18 protein-coding genes and 1 riboswitch are annotated in these 21,124 nt (G+C 69.8%); of the genes, 2 read left to right on the top strand and 16 right to left on the bottom strand.

Translation table 11 applies throughout. From position 1 onward, the window contains the following. Positions 1 to 3 precede the first annotated feature (3 nt). A riboswitch (ZMP/ZTP riboswitch) is annotated at positions 4 to 84 on the top strand. Positions 85 to 132: 48 nt separating this feature from the next. Further along, on the top strand, positions 133 to 1,782 hold the full coding sequence (purH, locus tag ASG74_RS03135; protein WP_056138852.1) for a bifunctional phosphoribosylaminoimidazolecarboxamide formyltransferase/IMP cyclohydrolase: 1,650 nt from the start codon (positions 133 to 135) through the stop codon (positions 1,780 to 1,782). Positions 1,783 to 1,900: 118 nt separating this feature from the next. Here the strand turns inward: purH and ASG74_RS03130 are convergent, their stop codons facing one another. The 5 genes from ASG74_RS03130 to ASG74_RS03110 all read right to left on the bottom strand — a co-directional run bounded on the left by ASG74_RS03130 (position 1,901) and on the right by ASG74_RS03110 (position 7,505). Further along, a complete protein-coding gene (locus ASG74_RS03130) occupies positions 1,901 to 3,049 on the bottom strand; it encodes a ring-opening amidohydrolase (protein WP_056138850.1) in 1,149 nt (382 codons plus the stop codon). 53 nt (positions 3,050 to 3,102) lie between these two features. Next, positions 3,103 to 4,131, bottom strand: a complete 1,029-nt coding sequence (locus ASG74_RS03125; RefSeq protein ID WP_082569473.1) for a carbamate kinase — start codon at positions 4,129 to 4,131, stop codon at positions 3,103 to 3,105. A 51-nt stretch (positions 4,132 to 4,182) separates the two neighbouring features. Next, positions 4,183 to 5,697: an acetyl-coenzyme A carboxylase carboxyl transferase subunits beta/alpha gene (locus ASG74_RS03120; RefSeq protein WP_056138846.1), complete on the bottom strand. Its 1,515-nt coding sequence runs from the start codon at positions 5,695 to 5,697 to the stop codon at positions 4,183 to 4,185. Continuing rightward, a complete protein-coding gene (locus tag ASG74_RS03115) occupies positions 5,694 to 6,869 on the bottom strand; it encodes a CaiB/BaiF CoA transferase family protein (RefSeq protein WP_056138844.1) in 1,176 nt (391 codons plus the stop codon). Before ASG74_RS03115 ends, ASG74_RS03120 begins: the two co-directional genes overlap by 4 nt. A 159-nt stretch (positions 6,870 to 7,028) precedes the next feature. Further along, the gene (locus ASG74_RS03110; RefSeq protein WP_235498787.1) at positions 7,029 to 7,505 is read right to left on the bottom strand and encodes a nucleoside deaminase; all 477 of its coding nucleotides are present in this window, start codon (positions 7,503 to 7,505) and stop codon (positions 7,029 to 7,031) included. Positions 7,506 to 7,624: 119 nt separating this feature from the next. Here ASG74_RS03110 and ASG74_RS03105 point away from each other — a divergent pair, with 119 nt between their 5' ends. Then, on the top strand, positions 7,625 to 8,260 hold the full coding sequence (locus ASG74_RS03105; RefSeq protein ID WP_056138841.1) for a hypothetical protein: 636 nt from the start codon (positions 7,625 to 7,627) through the stop codon (positions 8,258 to 8,260). Here the strand turns inward: ASG74_RS03105 and ASG74_RS03100 are convergent. The 11 genes from ASG74_RS03100 to ASG74_RS03050 all read right to left on the bottom strand — a co-directional run bounded on the left by ASG74_RS03100 (position 8,244) and on the right by ASG74_RS03050 (position 21,025). Continuing rightward, a complete protein-coding gene (locus tag ASG74_RS03100; protein WP_235498786.1) occupies positions 8,244 to 9,101 on the bottom strand; it encodes an NmrA family NAD(P)-binding protein in 858 nt (285 codons plus the stop codon). The two genes, ASG74_RS03105 and ASG74_RS03100, sit on opposite strands and share 17 nt — an antisense overlap. A gap of 1 nt (position 9,102) precedes the next feature. Beyond that, positions 9,103 to 11,073, bottom strand: coding sequence for a hydantoinase B/oxoprolinase family protein (locus tag ASG74_RS03095; RefSeq protein WP_235498784.1), 1,971 nt, complete (start codon positions 11,071 to 11,073; stop codon positions 9,103 to 9,105). After that, entirely contained in the window at positions 11,070 to 13,178 is a 2,109-nt protein-coding gene (locus ASG74_RS03090; protein ID WP_056138839.1) for a hydantoinase/oxoprolinase family protein, read from the bottom strand. Before ASG74_RS03090 ends, ASG74_RS03095 begins: the two co-directional genes overlap by 4 nt. Before the next feature lie 107 nt (positions 13,179 to 13,285). Continuing rightward, on the bottom strand, positions 13,286 to 13,672 hold the full coding sequence (locus tag ASG74_RS03085; RefSeq protein ID WP_056138837.1) for a type II toxin-antitoxin system VapC family toxin: 387 nt from the start codon (positions 13,670 to 13,672) through the stop codon (positions 13,286 to 13,288). Further along, a complete protein-coding gene (locus ASG74_RS03080; protein ID WP_056138835.1) occupies positions 13,669 to 13,917 on the bottom strand; it encodes a type II toxin-antitoxin system Phd/YefM family antitoxin in 249 nt (82 codons plus the stop codon). Before ASG74_RS03080 ends, ASG74_RS03085 begins: the two co-directional genes overlap by 4 nt. 119 nt (positions 13,918 to 14,036) lie before the next feature. Then, complete coding sequence (locus tag ASG74_RS03075; protein WP_056138833.1) at positions 14,037 to 14,969, bottom strand: carbon-nitrogen hydrolase family protein; 933 nt, start codon at positions 14,967 to 14,969, stop codon at positions 14,037 to 14,039. Next, the gene (locus tag ASG74_RS03070; protein WP_056138832.1) at positions 14,969 to 15,631 is read right to left on the bottom strand and encodes an SRPBCC family protein; all 663 of its coding nucleotides are present in this window, start codon (positions 15,629 to 15,631) and stop codon (positions 14,969 to 14,971) included. The genes ASG74_RS03075 and ASG74_RS03070 overlap by 1 nt, the downstream gene beginning before the upstream one ends. After that, positions 15,628 to 18,039 carry an aerobic carbon-monoxide dehydrogenase large subunit gene (gene cutA, locus ASG74_RS03065; RefSeq protein WP_056138829.1) on the bottom strand — a complete coding sequence of 804 codons (2,412 nt, stop codon included), beginning with the start codon at positions 18,037 to 18,039 and terminating at the stop codon, positions 15,628 to 15,630. Before cutA ends, ASG74_RS03070 begins: the two co-directional genes overlap by 4 nt. Continuing rightward, positions 18,036 to 18,551, bottom strand: coding sequence for a (2Fe-2S)-binding protein (locus ASG74_RS03060; protein ID WP_056138827.1), 516 nt, complete (start codon positions 18,549 to 18,551; stop codon positions 18,036 to 18,038). Before ASG74_RS03060 ends, cutA begins: the two co-directional genes overlap by 4 nt. Continuing rightward, complete coding sequence (locus tag ASG74_RS03055; RefSeq protein ID WP_056138826.1) at positions 18,548 to 19,408, bottom strand: FAD binding domain-containing protein; 861 nt, start codon at positions 19,406 to 19,408, stop codon at positions 18,548 to 18,550. The genes ASG74_RS03060 and ASG74_RS03055 overlap by 4 nt, the downstream gene beginning before the upstream one ends. A gap of 96 nt (positions 19,409 to 19,504) precedes the next feature. Next, entirely contained in the window at positions 19,505 to 21,025 is a 1,521-nt protein-coding gene (locus ASG74_RS03050; RefSeq protein ID WP_056139581.1) for a uracil-xanthine permease family protein, read from the bottom strand. Positions 21,026 to 21,124 lie beyond the last annotated feature (99 nt).

The following is a 21,124-nucleotide window of genomic DNA, read 5'->3' as shown; positions in this document are numbered from 1 at the left end:
TAGACTCGGGGGGACGACTGGCGCAGGTGGACCACCACCGGGGAGTCACCTTTGGGAGCCGCATCGCCCGCCTGGGTGCCTCCCGCTGAGAACAGACCCCACGTGCCTCGTCCTGCGATTGGAGCCATTGCCATGGCCGTCTCCGTCACCCCTCCCGGTCCCACCCAGGACCGCCGCCCGATCCGCCGGGCACTCATCTCCGTCTTCGACAAGACCGGGCTCGAGGACCTCGCCCGCGGCCTGCACGAGGCCGGTGTCGCCATCGTCTCGACCGGCGGGTCCGCCAAGCTCCTCGAGGGACTGGGGGTCCCGGTCACCGAGGTCGCCGACCTCACCGGCTTCCCCGAGTGCCTCGAGGGGCGCGTCAAGACCCTGCACCCGATGGTGCACGCCGGCATCCTGGCCGATACCCGCAAGCCCGACCACGTCGCGCAGCTCGGTGATCTCGGTGTGGAGCCGTTCGACCTCGTCGTGGTCAACCTCTACCCGTTCGCCGACACCGTCGCCTCCGGTGCCTCCGCCGACGACATCGTCGAGAACATCGACATCGGTGGGCCGTCCATGGTCCGGGCGGCCGCCAAGAACCACCCGAGCGTGGCCGTGGTCGTCGACCCCGCGGCATACGGCGATGTGCTGGACGCGGTGCGCGGTGACGGGTTCACGTTTGAGGAGCGCAAGGCGCTCGCGGCGCGGGCCTTCGTGCACACGGCGACCTACGACGTGCACGTGGCGTCGTGGATGGGCAACGCCTACGTCGACACCTCCGAGGGCACCGGCTTCCCTGCGTGGGTGGGGGCGACGTGGACCAGGTCGGCGGTGCTGCGCTACGGCGAGAACCCGCACCAGTCGGCGGCCCTGTTCTCCAACGGGTTCGCGCCCGAGCCCGGGCTTGCGCAGGCCAAGCAGCTGCACGGCAAGGAGATGTCCTACAACAACTACGTCGACGCCGACGCTGCCGTGCGCGCCGCCTATGACCATGGCGACCAGCCGACCGTTGCCGTCGTCAAGCACGCGAACCCGTGCGGCATCGCCGTCGGGACCGACATCGCACAGGCGCACCGCAAGGCGCACGAGTGCGACCCGGTGTCGGCGTTCGGCGGGATCATCGCGACCAACCGCCCGGTGACCGTCGAGATGGCGCGCACCGTCGCCGACATCTTCACCGAGGTCGTCGTGGCTCCCGCCTTCGACGCCGATGCGCTGGAGGTCCTCACCGCCAAGAAGAACATCCGCCTACTCGAGACTGCTGCGCCCTCGCGCAGCGGTGCCGAGATCCGGCCGATCAGCGGTGGACTGCTCATGCAGCAGCGCGACACCGTCGACGCCGTGGTGACCGACGAGTCGGGCGCGGTCACGGGCGGGGACGACGCGGCCAACTGGCGGCTCGTGTCAGGCGAGGCGGCGGACGAGGCGACGCTGGCCGACCTGCAGTTCGCCTGGCGCTCGGTGCGTGCGGTGAAGTCCAACGCCATCCTGCTCGCGTCGGGCGGCGCCTCGGTGGGCATCGGCATGGGTCAGGTCAACCGGGTCGACTCCTGCCACCTCGCGGTGTCGCGCGCCAACTCGGGCGCTGGCGAGGGTGGCTCGGAGCGGGCGCGTGGGGCGGTGGCGGCCTCGGACGCCTTCTTCCCGTTCGCGGACGGGCTGCAGGTCCTGCTCGACGCCGGCGTGCGCGCCGTGGTGGCGCCCGGCGGGTCGATGCGTGACGGTGAGGTCATCGAGGCGGCGCAGGCTGCCGGGGTGACGATGTACTTCACCGGTACCCGCCACTTCGCCCACTGAACCGACGAACGTCAGCGGACGGCATACCCAGTCGGTTGACCGGAGGGAACGTCGAGGGCCCGGATGGAAAGAAACCATCCGGGCCCTCGACGTTCCCTCATGGGGAGCACAAGCTGGGTCAGGCCGACGGGGCTCCCGGAGCGGCGTAACCCGTGGGCTCGCCCTCGCCGAGGTCGACGATCGCGGCCACGGGGCCACCACCGTCGGGGCCCTGGTGGGCGGCCGAGACCGACACGAACACGGCCGGGTCACCCGTCACCGAGGCCGTGACGCCACCGACAGCCGACTTGATCTGGCGGTGCCAGTGCACGTCGGAGTCGTCGAGCATCGCGTTGCGGCGACCGCGGACCTCGCCGTCCTGGCTGACCTCGCACTTGAGGAAGACGTTGACGAGCCGGCCCTTGATGTCGCTCGTGTGCGGGCGCTCGGGCAGCTCCAGCCCGGCGTCCTTGATCGCCGACCAGATACCGTCCGCGTCGAGGGCGTCGCGCATGACCGAGTGGCCGATGCGGTAGCGACCGCCGACACCCTTCGCGTTGCCGACGACGACGACCTGCGCCTGGTCGAGCTCGACGCCCGAGGAGCAGGAGGCCACCGACGAGTACAGGTCGCGGTTCTCCATGACGTCCGCGTCGGTCGGCATCTCGATCTCGCCGAGGGCGACGGCGATGCCGAGGCCGGTGGTGCCGTTGGAGAGGTCCATCGACTCGTGGGTGTGGTGGGTCCAGACCTTCTTGCCGCGCGACTCGGCGTCGCGGATCGTGTGGATCGTCAGCAGCGGGGTCTTGGTCTGGACGTAGTGCACGTCCTTGGGGTCGGTGATGCCGGCCCGCTCCATGGCGACCTTCACTGCGTCGGCGACCTTGGTGATCATCCCGACGTAGCCGATCTCCTCGGGCAGGATCGCCTCGCTCATGGCGAAACCGACAGTGAGCCGCGGCTCGTCGGTCTGCTCGGCCTTCTCGGCCGGCACGGTCGCGAAGATGGTGGCGTGGGGGCTGATGATGCCGTCCGTGCCGCCCGACCAGACGATCGGGACCTGCTTGACCTGGTCCGCGGGTGCGCCCTTCTCGATGAGCACCTCACGGAAGGCCCGGTCGGCGATGATGCGGGTGTAGTCGTTGACGCCACCGTTGCCCTCGGTCTTGCCGATGATGGCGATGACGCGGCTGGCCTCCATGACCCCGTCGTCGATGAGCTTTCCCAGCTCGGAGGCGTCGGAGACGCTGTGGAGCGGGACCTTGCGGACCTCAATGGCTTCTGGCACGGCTGGACCTTTCAGTGTGGGACTTCGTTGTCAGGCGGTGGGATCAGGTTGTGTTAGTTCATGGGGCTGGGGTCGATGACGGTGCCGAACTCGCGCTCGACGGCGTCGGTGATGTGGGCGAGCGAGGTGATGATGCTGCGGCCACCCGACTCGGCGAAGGCCATCGCGGCGTTGACCTTGGGGCCCATGGACCCCGACGCGAACTGGCCCTCGGCGGCGTGCTCCTGCATCTCGGCGAGCGAGGTGACGCCGAGCGGGCGCTGCTGCGCAGTGCCGTAGTCGACCATGGCCGCGTCGACGTCGGTCGCGATGATGAGGATGTCGCACCCGAGCTCCTGCGCGAGCAGCGCGGCCGAGAGGTCCTTGTCGATGACGGCCTCGACGCCGTGCAGGCTGCCGTCGGCCTTCCGCACGACCGGGATGCCGCCACCGCCGGCGGCGACAACGACGTGGCCGGTCTCGACCAGGGCCCGGATGGCCGGGAGGTCGAGGATCTCCTTGGGCTCGGGCGAGGCCACGACGCGGCGCCATCCCTTGTCGCCGCGGTCCTCCCAGGTCTGGCCGTGGTCGATCATCGGCTGCGCCTCGTCGGCGCTGAGGTAGCGCCCGATCGGCTTCGTCGGCTTCCGGAAGTGCGGGTCGTCGGCGTCGACGAGCGTGCGGGTCACCAGCGCGGCCACGGGACGCTGCACGCTGCGCCGGGCCAGTGCCGGCTCGAGGGCGTCGAGCATCGTGAAGCCGATCGTCCCCTGGGTCTGGGCGCCGCACCAGTCGAGCGGTACGGGCGGCACGACCAGCGCCGCGAGCTCGTTCTTGACGAGCAGGTTGCCCACCTGCGGACCGTTGCCGTGGGTGAGGACGACGTCGTGCCCTGCGGCGACAAGCTCGGCCACGTGCTCCATGGCCTCGGTGATCGCGCGCACCTGGTCGGCCGGGTGCGCCGACCCCTCCGACGAGGTCATGGCGTTCCCTCCGAGTGCAACGAGAACTCGCACGCGCTTCCCTCCTGGTCGGGTCGGCACACCTTCGTTGTATGCCGTTGCGGCGAGCCTATGGAGAGCGCTGGGGCCCGGCGTTGGCATCACCTGACAGGCAACACGCCTGCCTTTGTCAGTTGTGACGCCTTGCCGGACTCAGTGACGCACCGGCTCGGTCCCGAGACGGCGGTAGCGCGCGTGTCGGTCTCCGAGCCGCTGCACCCGATCCTGGTCGCCGAGGTCCGCGAGCTCGTGCCGGATCGCCTGGCCCATGCGCTGGCAGAACGCCTCCGGCTCCTGGGCTGCGTCGGGGTGCTCGGCCACGATGCGGTCGATGATCCCGTCCCGGAGCAGGTCGAGGGAGCGGACGCGCTGGCGCTCGGCGAGCTCGGGCGCCCGGTCGGGAGTGCGGTACAGGATCGCTGACGCGCCTTCGGGTGGCAGCGGAGAGAGCCACGAGTGCTGCGCGCTGATGACCCGGTCGGCGGGCATGAGGGCGAGGGCGCCGCCGCCGGTGCCCTGGCCGAGCAGGACGCACACGGTGGGCACCTCGAGGACGACGAGCTCGGACAGGCAGCGGGCGATCTCGCCGGCCATGCCGCCCTCCTCGGCCTCCTTGGACAGCGCTGCACCGGCCGTGTCGATGATGCTCACGAGGGGCAGGTTGAGCTCGGTCGCGAGCTTCATCCCGCGGCGGGCGACCCGCAGCCCGGAGGGTCCGAGCGGCGCCTCGGTCTGCTCGCCACGACGGTCCTGGCCGAGCACGACGCACGGCGTGCCCTCGAACCGGGCCAGCGCGAGGAAGAGGGAGCGGTCCCACTCGCCGGCACCAGTGCCGAACAGGGGCAGGACGTCGGTGGCGCCGAGCTTGAGGAGGGCGCGCACTCCCGGCCTGTCGGGGTTGCGTGAGCGGGTGATCGAGTCCCAGGCGGGGATGTCGGGCAGGGGCTCGCGCGGGACCTCGGGTGCGGGGCTGGAGTCGTGAGGAGCGAGCACGAGGTCGAGGAAGCGCACCGCCGTCGCGGTGAGGAGCTCGACCGGGAGGACCGCATCGAGCAGGCCGTGGGCAAAGAGGTTCTCGGCGGTCTGGACGTCCTCCGGGAACGGCTGCCCATAGAGGGCCTCGAAGACCCGGGCCCCGAGGAAGCCGATGGTCGCGCCCGGTTCGCCGACGGTGACGTGGCCGAGCGAGCCCCACGAGGCGAAGACCCCGCCGGTGGTCGGGTGGCGCAGGTAGGTGATGTAGGGCAGGTGCTCCTGCTTGTAGGCCGCGACGGCGGCGGAGATCTTGACCATCGTCACGAAGGCCGGCGTGCCCTCCTGCATGCGCGTGCCACCCGATGCCGGGGCCGCGAACAGCGGCAGGCGCTCGCGAGTGGCGCGTTCGAAGGCGAGGACGATGCGCTCGGCGGCGGCGACACCGATGCTCCCTGCGAGGAAGGTGAACTCCCCGGCGATGACCGCGACCCGGTGACCACCGATGCGGCCCTCGCCCGTGACGATTGACTCGTCGACCCCCGACTTCTCGGCGGCGGCGGCCAGCTCGGCGGCATAGGTGCTGCCCTCCTCGGCCACGGTGAGAGGGGTCTCGTCCCAGCTCTGCCAGGTGTCGTCGTCGAGGACCGCGGAGATGAGCTGGCTCGACGTCAGGCGGACCGGCTTCGGACTCACTTCGGGTCCTCCTCGGCGAGCCAGGCGCGGACGCTGTCGTTGTGCTGCCCGAGCAGCGGGGGCGCCAGGTGGGTCTCACGACCGCCGGCAAAAGCATTGTCGTCGAAGCGGATCGGCGGACCGGGGATCTCGATCGAGCCGAGCACCGGGTGGTCGACGTCGAGGACGAGCCCCTGGGAGCGGGTCTGGTCCCAGTCATAGACGCGGTCGATGGTGCGCACCTCGCCCGACGGGACGCCGAGCTCGGCGAGGCGTGGGAGCAGGTCGTCGAGGCGCCACTGGCTGAAGGCCTCGTTGACCGTCTCGGCAACCCGCTCGCGGTTGGCAATGCGTTCGCGGTTGGTGGCCATGCCCTCGGCTGCTGGGTTGATGCCGAAGCCCTCGGCGAGCTTGACCCAGAGGGACTCCGAGCCGCAGGCGACCTGCACGTCCCCGTCGGCACAGTGGAAGAGGCCGTAGGGGGAGATGCTCGGGTGCTGGTTGCCCTGCGCGTGCCCGACGTGGCCGGCAACGGTGTAAGCCGTGCCGTGCATGGCGTGCGACCCGACGACCGCGGCCAGCAGCGAGGTCCGCACGACCCGGCCCGTGCCGGTGGTGTTGCGCTCGTGCAGGGCGGCGACGACGCCATAGGCGCCGTACATGCCCGCGAGGAGGTCGCCGATGGGCACCCCCACGCGCTGCGGGTTGTCCGGACCAGGACCCGTGACCGACATGAGTCCCGCCTCGCCCTGCGCGATCTGGTCGTAGCCGGCGCGGCCGCCCTGCGGTCCGTCGTGGCCGAAACCGCTGATCGAGAGGATGACGAGGCGCGGGTTGAGCTCGTGGAGGGCATCGTTGGAGAAGCCCAGTCGGTCCATGACGCCGGGCCGGAAGTTCTCGATGAGGACGTCGGCGCGCTGCACGAGCCTGGTGAGGACGTCCCGGCCGTCGTCGGCCTTGAGGTCGAGGGTGATCGACTCCTTGTTGCGGTTGGCGCTGAGGAAGTAGGTCGAGATGGGGTCGTCCTCTGGCCCGACGAACGGAGGCCCCCAGCCGCGGGTGTCGTCACCCTTGCCCGGGCTCTCGACCTTGATGACGCGAGCGCCCATGTCTCCCAGCATCATCGCGGCGTGTGGGCCAGCGAGGGCTCGGGAGAGGTCAACGACGGTGATGTCCTGGAGGGGGCCGGTCATGCGTCGAGCCTAGGGAGCGGGACGGGTCAGGGGATCGGTCAGGTCATGGCAAGTCGAGCGGCCCACGGTGTCACCTTCTGCCAAACCCATGCCGTATGCCGTGTGTGCGACCAGGTGTGATGCGGGGACGACAGGTGGGCGGCCGGCATACGAGAGGTGTCAGTAGGCCGTGCGGTCAGCCCTCCCGGCCCAGGCGTCGAAGGGCTCGTGCGAGCGTGGGGTGGGGACGTGGAGGCGTCGCAGCGGCCAGGCAGCGAGGTCCGACGACGGGTCGAGGAGTCCGTGGAAGACGGCGTCGTCGAAGCCGGCTTCCGCTGCGGCGTGCTGGTCGGCCGCGTGGACGACGGCGTCGACTCTGGACCACAGCGCGGCAGAGAGGCAGAGCGGGCAGGGCTCGCACGAGGCATAGATCGTCGCCCCGACGAGCGCGAAGTCCCCGACCTCCCGGCAGGCGGCACGGATCGCGACGACCTCGGCGTGCGCGGTCGGGTCGAGCGTGGTGGTCACGCTGTTGGCGCCCTCGCCGAGGACGACGCCGTCCCTCACGACGACCGCTCCGAACGGTCCACCGCCGCCGGCGACGTTGGTGATCGCGAGGTCGACCGCACGGTCGAGGAAGCTCTGGTGGTTGGTCACCGGCTCATGGTGCCACCGGCGGCCTCGAGGCAGGCAATCCACCTGCATCGTCGGCTCCGAAGAGCAGATGCACAGCGAGCCCGACGATGAGCTCGCGGCACCTCCCCCCTGGAGCAGTCATGCGCACCATCTCCCGCACCACCAAGGCCGTCCTGGCCGCCGGCATCCTCGCGTCCTCGCTCACCGTCGTCGCCGCGACCACCGCCACGGCGAACAGTGGCGACCTCACCGCCTCCCTCCAGCCGGTCGCGCTCAACGGTGTCGACGGAAGCGGCACTGCTCTGGTCACCGTGCGCGGCACGCGCATCGACATCGCCATGGCCGCATCGGGGCTGCTCGCGGACGCACCGCACGCAGCGCACATCCACTTCGGTGCGGACGCCCGGCACGAGTGCCCGGCCGCCTCGGACGACCTCGACGCAAGCAACACCCTCAACACCTCCGAGGGCGCGCCCGCCTACGGTCCCGTCCGCGTGTCGTTGACCAAGACGGGCGACACCAGCCCGGCGAGCGCCTTGGCCATCGACCGGTTCGACACCGCGCCCCAGGGCAACCTGACCTACGAGCGCGGCCAGATCAAGGTCTCGCAGGACGTCGCGAAGGCGGTCACCCGTGGTGAGGCCGTCATCGTGATCCACGGTGTCGACCACAACCACAACGGTGCCTACGACGGCGCCACCGCGAGCGACCTTGACCCGTCGCTGCCGACCGAGGCCACCGACCCCGCGCTGTGCGGCGTCATCGTCCCGAACTGACGAGCTCAGCTACTGAGGGTTTCCCGCCAGGTCCTGGGCTCGCGCTCCAGCAGCGAGCCCAGGGTCGCGGGGTCTCCGACGAACCCTCGCGGTCGTAGGTCCGGAACATCGCCACCAGGTCGTCGCGTGCCTGCGCCGGCAGTCCGGCCCCGGGCCCGGCCACCCAGTCCTCGCGTGACTGGGTCACCGCAACCACCGGATGTCCCAAGACCTCGGAGGCCACCTGCGCCAGCTGACGCACACTGAGCCGCTCGGGTCCGGCGAGGTCGTAGGCCTCACCTGCGTGACCCTCCTCGGTCAGGATGCGGGCCGCAACCTCGGCCACGTCCTCGAGGTCGACGTTCGTGAACGGGGTGTCCACCGAGTAGGGCACCCCCATCCGTCCGGCTCGCGCGGCTGACTCGAGGTTCTGCGCGTATGCCGCCGGGCGCAGGATCGTGGCGGTCTCCAGACGCGCACGGATCGCCCGCTCCGCCTTCCCCTTGCGGACGTGATGCGGCATCGAGGTATCGTCCGGGTGCAGCACGGAGTGGAAGACGAACCGCGAAACCCCCTCTGTGGCAGCAGCCTCGGCCACACGCTCGGCCATCGCCACCTCGTCCGGGTGGACGTTGGGTGCGAGGTGGTAGACGCCCGCGACTCCCGTCATGGCCGCTCCCAGTCCCTCCCCGGTGACCAGGTCGAGCGGGACAGCGCGAACCTGCCCCGCGGCATACACGGGGCTTGTCGACCCCGGACGCACCGCAGCTCGGACGGTCACTCCGCGCCCGACCAGGGCTCTCGACACGGCACGGCCGGTCTTGCCGGCCGCGCCGATGACGAGCACCTCGGTCAGGTCCATCTCACATCCAGTCGTACTCGCTGGCGAGAGCGCCGTCCGCGAGCCGGGCGTAGCCGGGGCCGCGGTCGAAGAACGGCTCCTCGCCGCGCTCCTCGCGCAGCTGCGCCCGCAGCGCCTCGCTCGCGTCGACGTCGATGCTCACGTCGTCCTTGCCGCCCGAGGCGACGACGCCGTATGCCGTCCGCGCACCTTCGAGGGACACCTTGCCCCAGCGCAGGTCGCGTTCGACCTCGTCCAGCGGGCGCTCGAGAGGATCGCCCCAGCCACCGCCACCGGTGGTGCGGATCCGGATGAGCTGTCCCGCCTTGACCGGCTCGGCGTCGGCGAGGGCGTCGACGACCCGTTCGTCGGGCCCGCCCACGTCGATGGTGACGTGGAACGGCATACCGGCCTTGCCGCCCTTGACTCCCCAGCAGGCGAGGATCGAGCGGTCGGCGATCGACATGAAGTTCGCGTCCTGGAGCATGCGAATGTGCTTCTCGTAGCCCAGTCCACCCCGATAGCGGCCCGCACCACCGGAGTCCACCGCGAGCCCGAGGCGCTCGACGAGGAACGGGAAGCGTGACTCGGTGAACTCGCTCGGCAGGTTGCGGGAGTCGGGCACGACGTGGATGGTGTCCTCGCCGTCGGCGTAGTAGCGACCGCCGGAGCCGCCGCCGAGCACCTCACGCATGAGGTAGTCGTTGCCGTCGCGGTCCTTGCCGTAGACGCCGGTGTAGCGGATCGTCTCCTGGTCGGCAGGCATCTGGCCGTCGACCGCCTTGGCGACCACGCCGGACAGGACGCCGAGCAGTCGCAGGATGACGAAGGTGCGGGCGTTGGTCGGCGCCGGGTAGATCGGCGTGAGCAAGGTGCCCTTCTCCGGGAAGCGCATCTCGATGAGGGGCACGATGCCCTCGTTGACGTCGAGCTCGGCCATCCGCTCGGGGGTGTCGGCAAGGTTGCGCAGGATGGGCGCGAGCCACTTCTTGAGGAAGTTGCCACCGACGTAGTCGCCGCAGTGGTTGATCGGGCCCTTGGCCTGGGGCGCGGTGCCGGTGAAGTCCACGATGAGGCGGGCACCGCCGGCGAAGTTGGTCTCCGGGTCGGCCGGTGCGTCGTCGACCTTGGTCAGCGTGATGCGCTGGGTGTGCAGCATCGGCTCGTCGACGCCGTCGTGCTCGGCGTAGTCCTCCCAGACATACGTGCCCTCGGGGATCTTGCTGAGGATCTCGCGGCGGTAGGTCTCCTGGGTGCTGTCGAGGATCGCGTCGAACGCGGTCTCGATCTCGTCGCGGCCGTAGCGCGCGAAGAGGTCGGAGAGCCGTCGTGCGCCCATGAGGCAGGCCGAGCACTCGGCGTCGAGGTCGGCGGCGAGGCTGTCGGGCATGCGCGAGTTGCGCGTCATGATCCGCAGCGCGGCCTTGTTGGGGACGCCGGCGTCCCACAGCTTGATCGGCGGGACGGACAGGCCCTCCTCGTGGACGCTGGTCGCGTGGCTCGGCATCGACCCGGGCACCGCGCCGCCGATGTCGTCGTGGTGACCGAAGGCCTGGACGAACGCGACGACGGCACCGTCGTGGAAGACGGGCACGGTGACGCAGAGGTCGGGCAGGTGGCCGATGCCACCCTCGGACTCGTAGACGTCGTTGTGGAAGAAGACGTCACCCTCGTGCATCTCCTCCAGCGGGAAGTCGCGCACGATGGGGTGCACGAGGGCCGAGTAGGAGCGCCCGGTGAGCTTGCGCAGCTGGCGGTCGTGGATGCCGGCGCGGAAGTCGTGCGCGTCGCGGATCATGGGGGAGCGGCTGGTGCGCGCGATCGCGGTCTCGACCTCCATCTCGACGCTCGCCAGGGTTCCCTGGACGATCTCGACGAGGATCGGGTCGACGGTGCTGCCGGGCGCGGTGAGGCGCTTTCCGTGCTCGTATGCCGTGGGCAGGCCCGCGGGGTTCACCGGTGCTGCCTGGGGCTCCACAGTCGTGGTGCTCACTTGTCCTCCTTGGTGATGACGAGGTTGCCGAAGGCGTCGACCGTGACGGTGAAGCCGGGGTGGACGGGGACGGTCGAGCCGAACTCCTCGATGACGGCCGGACCGGTGATGGTGTCGCCGGCCCGCAGGTCAGGTCGCCACCAGACGCCCGTTTCGACGTAGCCGTGGTCGGCGTCGAAGCAGACCTGGCGGGTCGAGCGCTGTGCTCGCTCCTCGACCGATCCACCGTCGCCGGCGTCGGCCGCGTCGATCTCGCGCAGCTCGGGGCGGGTGATGGGTCCCACTCCCGTGACGCGCAGGTTGACCCACTCGACCTGCTGGGTGGGGTCGGTCCGGAAGTCGTAGCCGTACAGCTGGTGGTGGGCGTCGTGGAACGCCTGGGCGACGGCGTCGGCATACGACTCGTCCACGGCGACATCGGTCGGCGCGGTGACCCGCACCTCGTAGGCCTGCCCGAAGTAGCGCAGGTCGACCGTGCGGGTGAACTGGTGATCCTCGGCCGCGAAGCCCTCCTTGGCGAGGGCGGCCGCCGCGCGCTCGGTGAGCGACGTGAAGGTCTTCTCGATGGCGGCGAAGTCGAGGGCGGACTGCTTGGCCACCTGGGTCTGCACGTAGTCGTTCTTGACGTCCACGGTGAGCAGGCCGAAGGCGCTGACGTTGCCCGGGTTCTGCGGGACGACGACGCCGGCGAGGTCGAGGATGTCGACGAGCAGGCACGCGAGGAGCGAGCCCGAGCCACCGAACGTCGTGAGCATGAAGTCACGCACGTCGAGCCCGCGCTTGACCGAGACCTGGCGCAGGGCGTTGGCCTGGTTCCAGGCGGAGATCTCGAGGATTCCGGTGGCGCAGCGTTCGAAGTCGAGGCCGAGCTTGCCGGCCAGTGACTCGATCCCGGTCCGCGCGGCGTCCACGTCGAGCGGGATCTCGCCGCCGAGGAGGTGCGCGGGGATGCGGCCGAGCGTCACGTGGGCGTCGGTGATCGTCGGGTTCGCGCCACCCTTGCCGTAGCAGAGCGGGCCCGGGTCGGCACCGGCCGAGTGCGGACCGACCTTGAGCGCACCCTCGGGCGAGACCCACGCGATGGAGCCCCCGCCGGCGCCGACGGTCACGACGTCGATCATCGGGATCTTGCTCGGGTAGGCACCCACGGTGCCCTCGGTGGTCAGGGTCGGCTCGCCGCCGAGGACGACCGAGACGTCGGTGGAGGTCCCGCCGCCGTCGCAGGTGAGGACCTTGTCGAAGCCGGCCTTCTGGGCGATGAGCGCGGCACCGAGGGCGCCGGCAGCCGGACCCGACAGGACGGTGGTGATCGGCTGGTGCACGACCTCGTCGGCGGAGAGCACGCCACCGTTGGACTTCATGATGTAGAAGGGGATCTCGCGTCCCGAGCCGCCGGTGAAGCCCTCGAGGCGGCTGTGGATGTTGCTGACGTAGCGGCTGACGTTGGGCTTGACCGCGGCGTCGACCAGCGTCGTCATGGAGCGCTCGTACTCGCGGTACTCGCGCAGCACCTCGCTCGAGATCGACACGATGGCCTCGGGGTGCTCGGCGCGCAGGATCTCGCGCATCCGCAGCTCGTGGTCGTCCGCGGCATACGAGTGCAGGAAGCAGACGCCGATCGTCGTGATGCCGCGCTCCTTGAACCAGCGGGCCGCCGCGACAGCGCTCTCCTCGTCGAAGGGGCGGATCTCGTTGCCCTCGAAGTCCATCCGCCCACCGACCGTGCGCACGTGGTCGGCGGCGACGATGCGCGGCGGCTTGACCCAGAAGTAGGAGTTGCCGTAACCGTCGGGCACCGCCTGGCGGGCGATCTCGAGCATGAACTCGTAGCCCTCGGTCGTGATGAACCCGAGCTGCTCGACCTTGCCCTCGAGGAGCTTGTTGGTCGCGACGGTCGTGCCATGGCAGACCGCGGTGATGTCGTCACCGGCCGCCCCCATGAGTCCAAGCACTTTGTCGATGCCGTTGATGAAGCCATCCGCGGGGTTGCTGGGGGTGCTCGGGGTCTTCGTGGTGACGAGCTCACCCGAGTCCTCGTCGAAAGCCACGACGTCCGTGAACGTCCCGCCCGTGTCGATGCCGATTCTGATCCGTCGTTGCGCCATGGGAGAGATTCAAGCCCGGTATGCCGGTTGCTCGCCTTGTCAATCCCTGCCAACGGATCGGGGATATCGCCTCAGAACCCGCCAAGGGCCGGGCCGGCGACGGGGGCTCAGGCGCGTGCGTCGATCGTCAGGTCCGGCGCAGCGGCGAGCAGCGTTCGATCGGACGTCAGGAGGCGCATGCCCTCGACCTGTGCCTGAGCCAGCAGCATCCGATCGAAAGGGTCGTGTCGAACCAACATTGGAAAGCCCGCGATGCCCTCTGCGTGCGGCGCGGTGAGAGGCAACTCGCGCAGGCCTGCCGCGAAAGAGGCGTCGCTGAGTGGCCCCATGAGCTGGAGCTTGCTCAGCATCTGCTTGATGGTGAGCTCCACGACGCTGATGGGTGAGAAGAAGGCCGGCGTTGCGGCGGCAGCGAGCATGCCCTGAGCGGCTGACCCGAGCCGGCCGTCACGGGTGATGAGCCAGAGCAGGGCATTGGAGTCGAGCAGAATCACTTGTCCCAGTCCTTGCCATAGAACATCTCTTGGATGTCTGGGTCGATTCCTTCCACAACGTCGTCGTCGTACTCGACTCCGATCCAGCCCTCGACCCCGAAGACGATCTTGGGCTCCTCGTGCACGACGAGGTCGACCACGGGCTTGCCGGCGCGGGCGATCGTCACCTGCTCACCGGCAAGGACCTTCTCGATGAGCTTGGACAGCTGTGACTTCGCCTCGTGGACGTTGACCTGAGTGGGCATGCACCGATTCTAGCGCGGCCTTAGCCAGACTTAGCCAACCCAGTGGAGCAGCTGTCGAGAGTAGACAAAGTCCCGCCTCGGACCCTTCGAGGCGGGACTTTGTCTACTCTCGACGGCTGCTAGTTGCCTTCGGGCTTGTGGTCGCGGCGCGGGCCTCCGTGCGCGAAGGAGGTCTTCGCCGGCGACTCGAGCTCCTCGCGGTGGTTGCGGATGAGGTCGAGGTTGCGGTCGCGCAGGTGGTCGAAACCCTGCGAGATGTTGGACCCGGGCGTGAGCGAGGACAGTGCCGTCTCGGGGTCCAGCCGTGCCGACACCCAGCCCTCGTGCGAGGCGGCCTTGGCGATGATCGTCGCGTTGGGCGTGACGATGTGGCTGTTGCCGAAGTAGATGACCCCGGCGGGGTCGATGCCGGTCGCGTTGGCGCCGATGACGAACACGTGGTTGTCATAGGCACGCGCCCGGGACGTGAGCTCCCAGATGTCGGCCGAGCGCAGCAGCGCAGAGGGGCGGCAGATGATCTCGGCGCCCTGCACGGCCTGGATGCGGGAGAGCTCCGGGTAGTCGCCGTCGAAGCAGATGATCATGCCGATGCGCCCGATCGCGGTGTCGCACACCGTCACCGTGTCGCCCGGGGTCACCCAGCCGCCACCATCGACGGCCTCGGTGCAGAACGGGTGGGTCTTGCGATAGACGCCGAGCAGGGCACCGTCGCTGTCGATGAGCACCGAGGCGTTGTAGACGACTCCTCGCTGGGGTCCGCGCTCGTAGGTCCCCACGCACAGGACGACTCCGAGCTCACGTGCCACCTCTTGGAAGGGCTCGGTCATGGCACCGGGGAGCTCGCTGACGAGGTCCCACAGCTCCTCGACGGAGCAGTCGGGCGTGAAGCCGGTCGTCGCCGACTCCGGCAGCACGACGAGCTCGGCGTCGGTCTCCACCACGCAGCGGCGCACGAAGTCGATGCACCGCTCGATGTTGGCCTGCACGACCTCGGGGCTCAGCGGACCCCGGATCGGTGCGACCTGGATGGCAGCAGCAGTGAGAGCACGCATCAGCGACGACCTCCAATCAGCCAGCCGACGAGCACGCCGGCCAGAGCGATCCCGGCACCGAGGAGGGCGCTGGGCACGAGACCCGGTCCGCATGCGGACGAGGGCGCCCCACCAGCATACGAAGCGGTCTGCCCTCCGCCCGCCAGCTGTCCCGACCTCGCCGATTCCCCTTCTCCAGGACGCGACACGCCGGCAGCTGCCGGTTCGGGCGCGGCAGGGCGCTTCCCGGCGATGTCGGCGTCGAGGGACGTGAACATCTGGCCGGCCATCTTGCGGGCGACCCCGGCGAGCATGCGCTGACCGACACCGCCGATGGGGCCGCCGACCTGGGCGTCCGCCTCATAGGTGATCGACGTCCCGCCGCCATCAGCAGGAGTGAGGTTCACGTCGACCGTCGTGGCGATGGTGCCCGGTGCGCCAGCGCCCTCGGCCTTCATGACGAACGCGCTGGGCTCGGTGACGTCCGAGATCGCCACCTGGCCGTCGTAGGAGCCCTTGATGGCTGCCACTCCGGCCATGACGGTCATGGCGTAGCTGCCGGGGGAGAGCTCCCGTAGCGACTGGCACCCGGGGATGCACCGGGCCAGAACGGCTGGGTCGTGGACGGCTGCCCACACCTGGTCGGGGGAGGCAGCCATGGTGGCGGTGCCGGAGATGTTCATGCGGGCTCCTCGGGAGTGCTGCTGGAGGTGGCGGCCAGGGCGCGCTGGCGGCGCAGGTCCCACAGCTCGTCTGGACTGATGGGCATCGAGCGGATCGCGAAGCCTTCGGCGTCCGAGATCGCGGAGGCGATGGTGGCGGTCACGGGGATCGTGCCCGCCTCGCCGGCACCCTTGATCCCCAGGGGGTTCAGCGGGGACGGCGTCTCGAGGTGGTCGGTCTCGATGTGCGGAACCTCGGAGGCGTAGGGGATGAGGAAGTCCATGAACGAGGCGTTGAGCAGCTGCCCGCTCTCGTCGTAGGCCATGCGCTCGTAGAGCGCGCCTCCGACGCCCTGGGCCACGCCGCCGTGGACCTGCCCCTCGACGATCATCGGGTTGACCACGGTGCCGCAGTCGTGGACGACGCAGTAGCGCAGGATCTTGATCTCGGCGGTGACGGGGTCGGTCTCGACGATGGCCGCGTGCATGCCGTTGGCGAACGTCGCCTGTGTGGGGGAGTAGAAGTCCTTGCCCTCCAGGCCCGGCTCGTCGTCGTCGGCGATGGGCGGCTTGTCGGGGTCGTAGGTGCCGGCGAACTGCGTGGCGGCCTTGGCGGACTCGTCGAAGGCGTAGCGCAGGGGGTTGGACATGACGGCAACGGTCGAGAGGGCGATCGACGCGTGGGGTGCGCCCTTGACGCTGATCGTCCCGTCCTCGATCTGCAGGTCGTCCTCGGACACCTCGAGGGCGTCGGCAGCGATCCGCAGGGCCTTGGCACGCACGGCGCGCGCCGCGAGGGCCACGGCGTTGCCCGACATCACCGCACCGCGGGAGGCGAAGGTCCCCACGGCATACGGCATGCGCCGGGTGTCACCGGTGGTGACGTGGACGTCGTCGATGGAGACGCCGAGCTCGTCGGCGACGATCTGGGCGAGGATCGTCTGGTGGCCCTGGCCCTGGGTCGTGAGGCCCGTGGCGACGTTGACGCGACCACTGGTCTCGACGTGCACGTGCCCGCCCTCATAGGGGCCGACGCCGGTGCCCTCGACGTAGCAACCGATGCCGAGTCCGACCTTGCGTCCCTGTGCCTCGGCTTCCTTCTTGTATGCCGGGAAGTCGTCCCAGCCCACGAGCGCCTTGAGCTTGGCGAGGGAGGCGGGGAAGTCACCGGAGTCGTACTTTAGCGGGCGCCCGTCCTGGAAGAGCAGGCCCTGGTCGTAGGGCATCTCCTCGGGCTGGATGAAGTTGCGGGAGCGGACCTCGGTGCGGTCGAGGCCGAGCTCGGCCGCGATGGCGTCCATCGTGCGCTCCATGGCGTAGCACCCCTGCGGACGTCCGGCGCCCCGGTAGGGCGTCACGAGAACGGTGTTGGTGTACATGGACCAGAACTCGACGCGGTAGTTCTGCGGCTTGTAGGGGCCGAGCAGCTGGGTGGCGGTGATGATCGGGACGATGACGCCGTAGGGCAGGTAGGCGCCGTTGTCGTGCCAGAACTTCACGTCGAGGGCGAGCAGCCGCCCGTCGTCGTCGAAGCCGACGGTGACGGTCTGCAGCTGGCCGCGCTCGTGCGCGCTCGAGGTGAAGTGCTCCCGCCGGTCCTCGGTCCACTTCACGTCGTGGTTGAGCCTGCGCGAGGCCCAGGGGATGAGGACCTCCTCGGGCCACGGGTGCATGATCTTGACCCCGAAGCCACCACCCACGTCGGGGGCGATGCACTCGACCTGCGCCAGAGGCAGGGCGAGCTTGGCGGCGACAGCAGCGCGCACACCGGTCGTGGTCTGCGTCGACGAGTGGATGCGCATGCGCTGCTCGTCGGAGTCCCAGTGCGCGAGGACGCCCTTGCCCTCCATCGGCATGCACGCACTGCGCTCGATCTCGAGGTCGAGGGTCAGGGTGTGCGGGGCCGCGGCCATGGCAGGCTCGACGTTGCCGACCTCCTGGAGGAGATGGGCGGCGACGTTGCCGGGGGCGTCGTCGTGCACGAGGAGCTCGCCGTCGCGCGACTTCGCGATCCCGACGACGGGCGGCAGCAGCTCGTAGGTCACGACGATGCGCTGCGCCGCGTCCTCGGCGAGGTAGCGGTCACGGGCGACCACCATGACGATGGCCTCACCGACGTGGTTGATCTCGTCCTTGGCCAGCGGGTAACCGGTGCGACCGGCCTCGATGCTCGGGTGGGGGATGAGCAGGGGCAGGCGGTCGGCGGCCGGGCCGTCGAGGTCCTCATGCGTGAAGACCGCGACGACGCCGTCGATCTCGACTGCCTCGTCGACGTCGATGTCGGTGATGCGCGCGTGGGCGTGCGGGCTGCGGACGAAGGCCACCTCGTAGGCGTCCTGCCCGAGGTCGTCGAGGTAGCGCCCGTTGCCGGTGACGAGGCGCGGGTCCTCCTTGCGCTGGACGGGTTGGCCGAACTGGCGGGTGCTCATGCGCCGTCGCCCCCGTTCGCCCCTTCACGCTTGATCTCGGCGGCTCGGAGCACGGCCTTGCAGATGTTCTGGTAGCCGGTGCAGCGGCAGAGGTTGCCCGAGATCGCCTCGCGCGCCTCCTCGCTGGTGGGGTCGGGGTTCTCCTCGATGAAGGCGGTGATCGTCGTGACGAACCCCGGTGTGCAGAAACCGCACTGGAGGCCGTGGCACTCGACGAACGCCTGCTGCACGGGACCCATGTCGTCCTGCGTGCCGAGGCCCTCGACGGTGGTGATCCGGGCGTCCTGGGCTGACACGGCGAACATTAGGCACGAGCGCATCGGGTCGCCGTCGACGAGCACGGTGCAGGTACCGCACACGCCGTGCTCGCAGCCGACGTGGGTGCCGGTCAGGCGCAGGTCGTGCCGCAGGAAGTCCGACAGCAGCCGGCGGGGTTCCACCTCGCGGGTGTGGGCGACCCCGTTGACGTTCAGGGTCACCTCGACGGTGGTGTTGCTGGTTTCGGTGGTCATGAAACGGCTCCTGTGAGGGCTCGGCGGGTGAGCTCTGCGGCGAGGACTCGGCGGTAGTCACTGCTGGCGTGGATGTCGGCCTCCGGAGCGATACCGGCCTGGACGAGCTCGTCCACGCCGTCCCAGCTCGACGAGATCCGCTGTCCGGCAACGACTTCGGTGAGGTCGATGACGACGGGGATGTCGGTGACGGAGACGTATGCCGCCCGCGCCCCTCGCACGACCGCGTCACTGCCCTCACCCTCGACGTCCACGGCCACCCCCACGCCGGCGAGGGCGTAGTCGCCATGGCGTCGGGCGGACTCGAGGAAGGCCGTGCGGGTCGACGGTCCGAAGCGGGCGAAGCGCACCGCCTCGAGGAGCTCGTCGGCCTCGAGCACGGTCTGGAGCGGGCCCTCGAAGAAGTCGCCGGCAGCGACCTCACGTCGGCCTTTGGGCCCGATCACCTCCATCACGGCGTTGGTGAGGACAGCGATCGAGGGCATCTCGCCGGCGGCGTCGGCGTGGGCGATGGAGCCCACGGTGGTGCCGCGGTTGCGGATGGCCGGGTGGGCCACGTTGTTGAGCGCCTGACGGAGAACCGGGAGGACGGCATACGCGTCGTCGTGTCGTTGGAGGGCGGCGTGGCGCACGGTCGCACCGACGCGCACGAAGTGATCCGTGACCGTGATGGTGTCCAGCCCGGCGACCCGGTTGATGTCGACGAGGTGCGCCGGCTGGGCCAGGCGCATGTTGAGGACGGGGATCAGGCTCTGCCCCCCGGCGAGGACCTTGCCGTCGTGCCCCACCTCGCGGAGAGTCTCGACGGCTTCGTCGAGGGTGTGCGGGGAGTGGTGCACGAACGGTGCGGGTTTCACCTGGGTGCTCCTGCCTGCTGGAAGTTCTGGGGGAGGTTCTGGGGGAATGGCGCCGCCCCGCCCGGAGTCGTCCCCGGGCGGGGCGGCGGGAGAATCTCAGAGGCGGCGGTCGCGGTCGGGGTCGCGCGTCCCCGGCTCGCCCGGGTAGCCGGTCTGGTAGAGGTCGTCGATGCCATCTTCGTCACCGTAGACGCGGTCACCGGTGGCGATCGCGGTGCCCCCGCGGCCGCCGAGGCCGCCGGGACCGTCAGCGCGGTTGCGCAGGTCCTCCGGGGCGATCGAGCGGGCCAGGTGGAAGGCGCCGATGGCGACAATGGTGCCAAGGGCGATGCCGCTGAGGGTGAAGTCCTCGCTGAACTTCATCTTGACGTCACCGATGCCGATCACGATGCCGGCCGCGACGGGAACGAGGTTGATCGGGTTGGCGAAGTCGACCCCGTTCTCCTTCCAGATCTTGGCGCCGAGCAGGCCGATCATCCCGTAGAGGACGACGGTGATGCCGCCGAGGACGCCACCGGGGACGGAGGCGACGAGCGCACCGAACTTGGGCGAGAGACCGAAGAGGATCGCGACGACGGCGGCGACGTAGTAGGCGGCCGTGGAGTAGACGCGGGTCGCGGCCATGACACCGATGTTCTCGGCGTAGGTCGTCGTGGGGGAGCCACCGACGGACGACGCGAGGATGGTGCCGACACCGTCAGCGGCGATGGCGCGGCCCATGTCCTTGTCGAGGTTGTGGCCGGTCATCTCGGCAACGGCCTTGACGTGTCCGGTGTTCTCGGCGATGAGCGCGATGACGGCGGGCAGGACGAGCAGGATCGCGGTCGTCGAGAAGCTCGGGGTGTGCCAGCCGGCCACCTCGCTGCCGTCGGCCTTGAAGATCGTCTTGGCCGGGAAGCCGAACCACGAGGCGTCACCGATGCCGGAGGTGTTCCAGCGGACGTGCTCGGTGGCCTCGGTGGCACCGCCGAGGACGGAGGTGATGGGGCCGGCGACCTTGTCGAGGAGCCACGACAGCACGGTGCCGAAGATGAGGGCGAGGAAGATCGCGATGCGGCTGATGAAGCCCTTGAACGCGACCGCGCAGACGATGGTGAAGAGCATGGTCAGCAGCGCCACCCACTGGTCCTGGGGCCAGTAGATGTTGGCGACCACCGGTGCGAGGTTGAAGCCGATGAGCATGACGACGGCGCCGGTCACCACGGGAGGCAACACCTTGTGCAGGATGCCCGACCCGAGGAAGTGGATCGCGAGGCCGATGAGGGCGAGGACGATGCCGGAGATGAGGATCGCGCCCGTGACCTCGGAGGAGTCGCCGCCCTGGGCACGGATGGCTGCGACGCCGCCGACGAACGCGGCGGAGGTGCCGAGGTAGCTCGGCACCCGTCCCTGCACGATGAGGAGGAACGCGATCGTCGCGATGCCGCTCATCATGATGGCGAGCTGCGGGTTGAGCCCCATGACCAGGGGGAAGACGAATGTCGCACCGAACATCGCGACGACGTGCTGCGCACCGAGGCCGACGGTGCGGCCCCAGTCCAGCCGCTCGTCAGGGGCGACGACGTCGTCGGGCCCGAGCGCGCCTTCCTTGAGCTTCCAACCAAGTCCGAGAGCCATGTCGTGTGCGACCTTCCTCAGGTGGACGGGCAGCCAGGGAGCCACGCCGTCGTGGATAGAGAGGACGCTAACCGGGCCGTCCTCGTCGGGCATTCGTCA

Origin of the sequence: Knoellia sp. Soil729, assembly GCF_001427985.1 — a bacterium.
Taxonomy (GTDB): Bacteria; Actinomycetota; Actinomycetes; order Actinomycetales; family Dermatophilaceae; genus Knoellia.
Note: the sequence above shows the minus strand (reverse complement) of the source record. Positions and strands in the feature narration are given on the sequence as shown.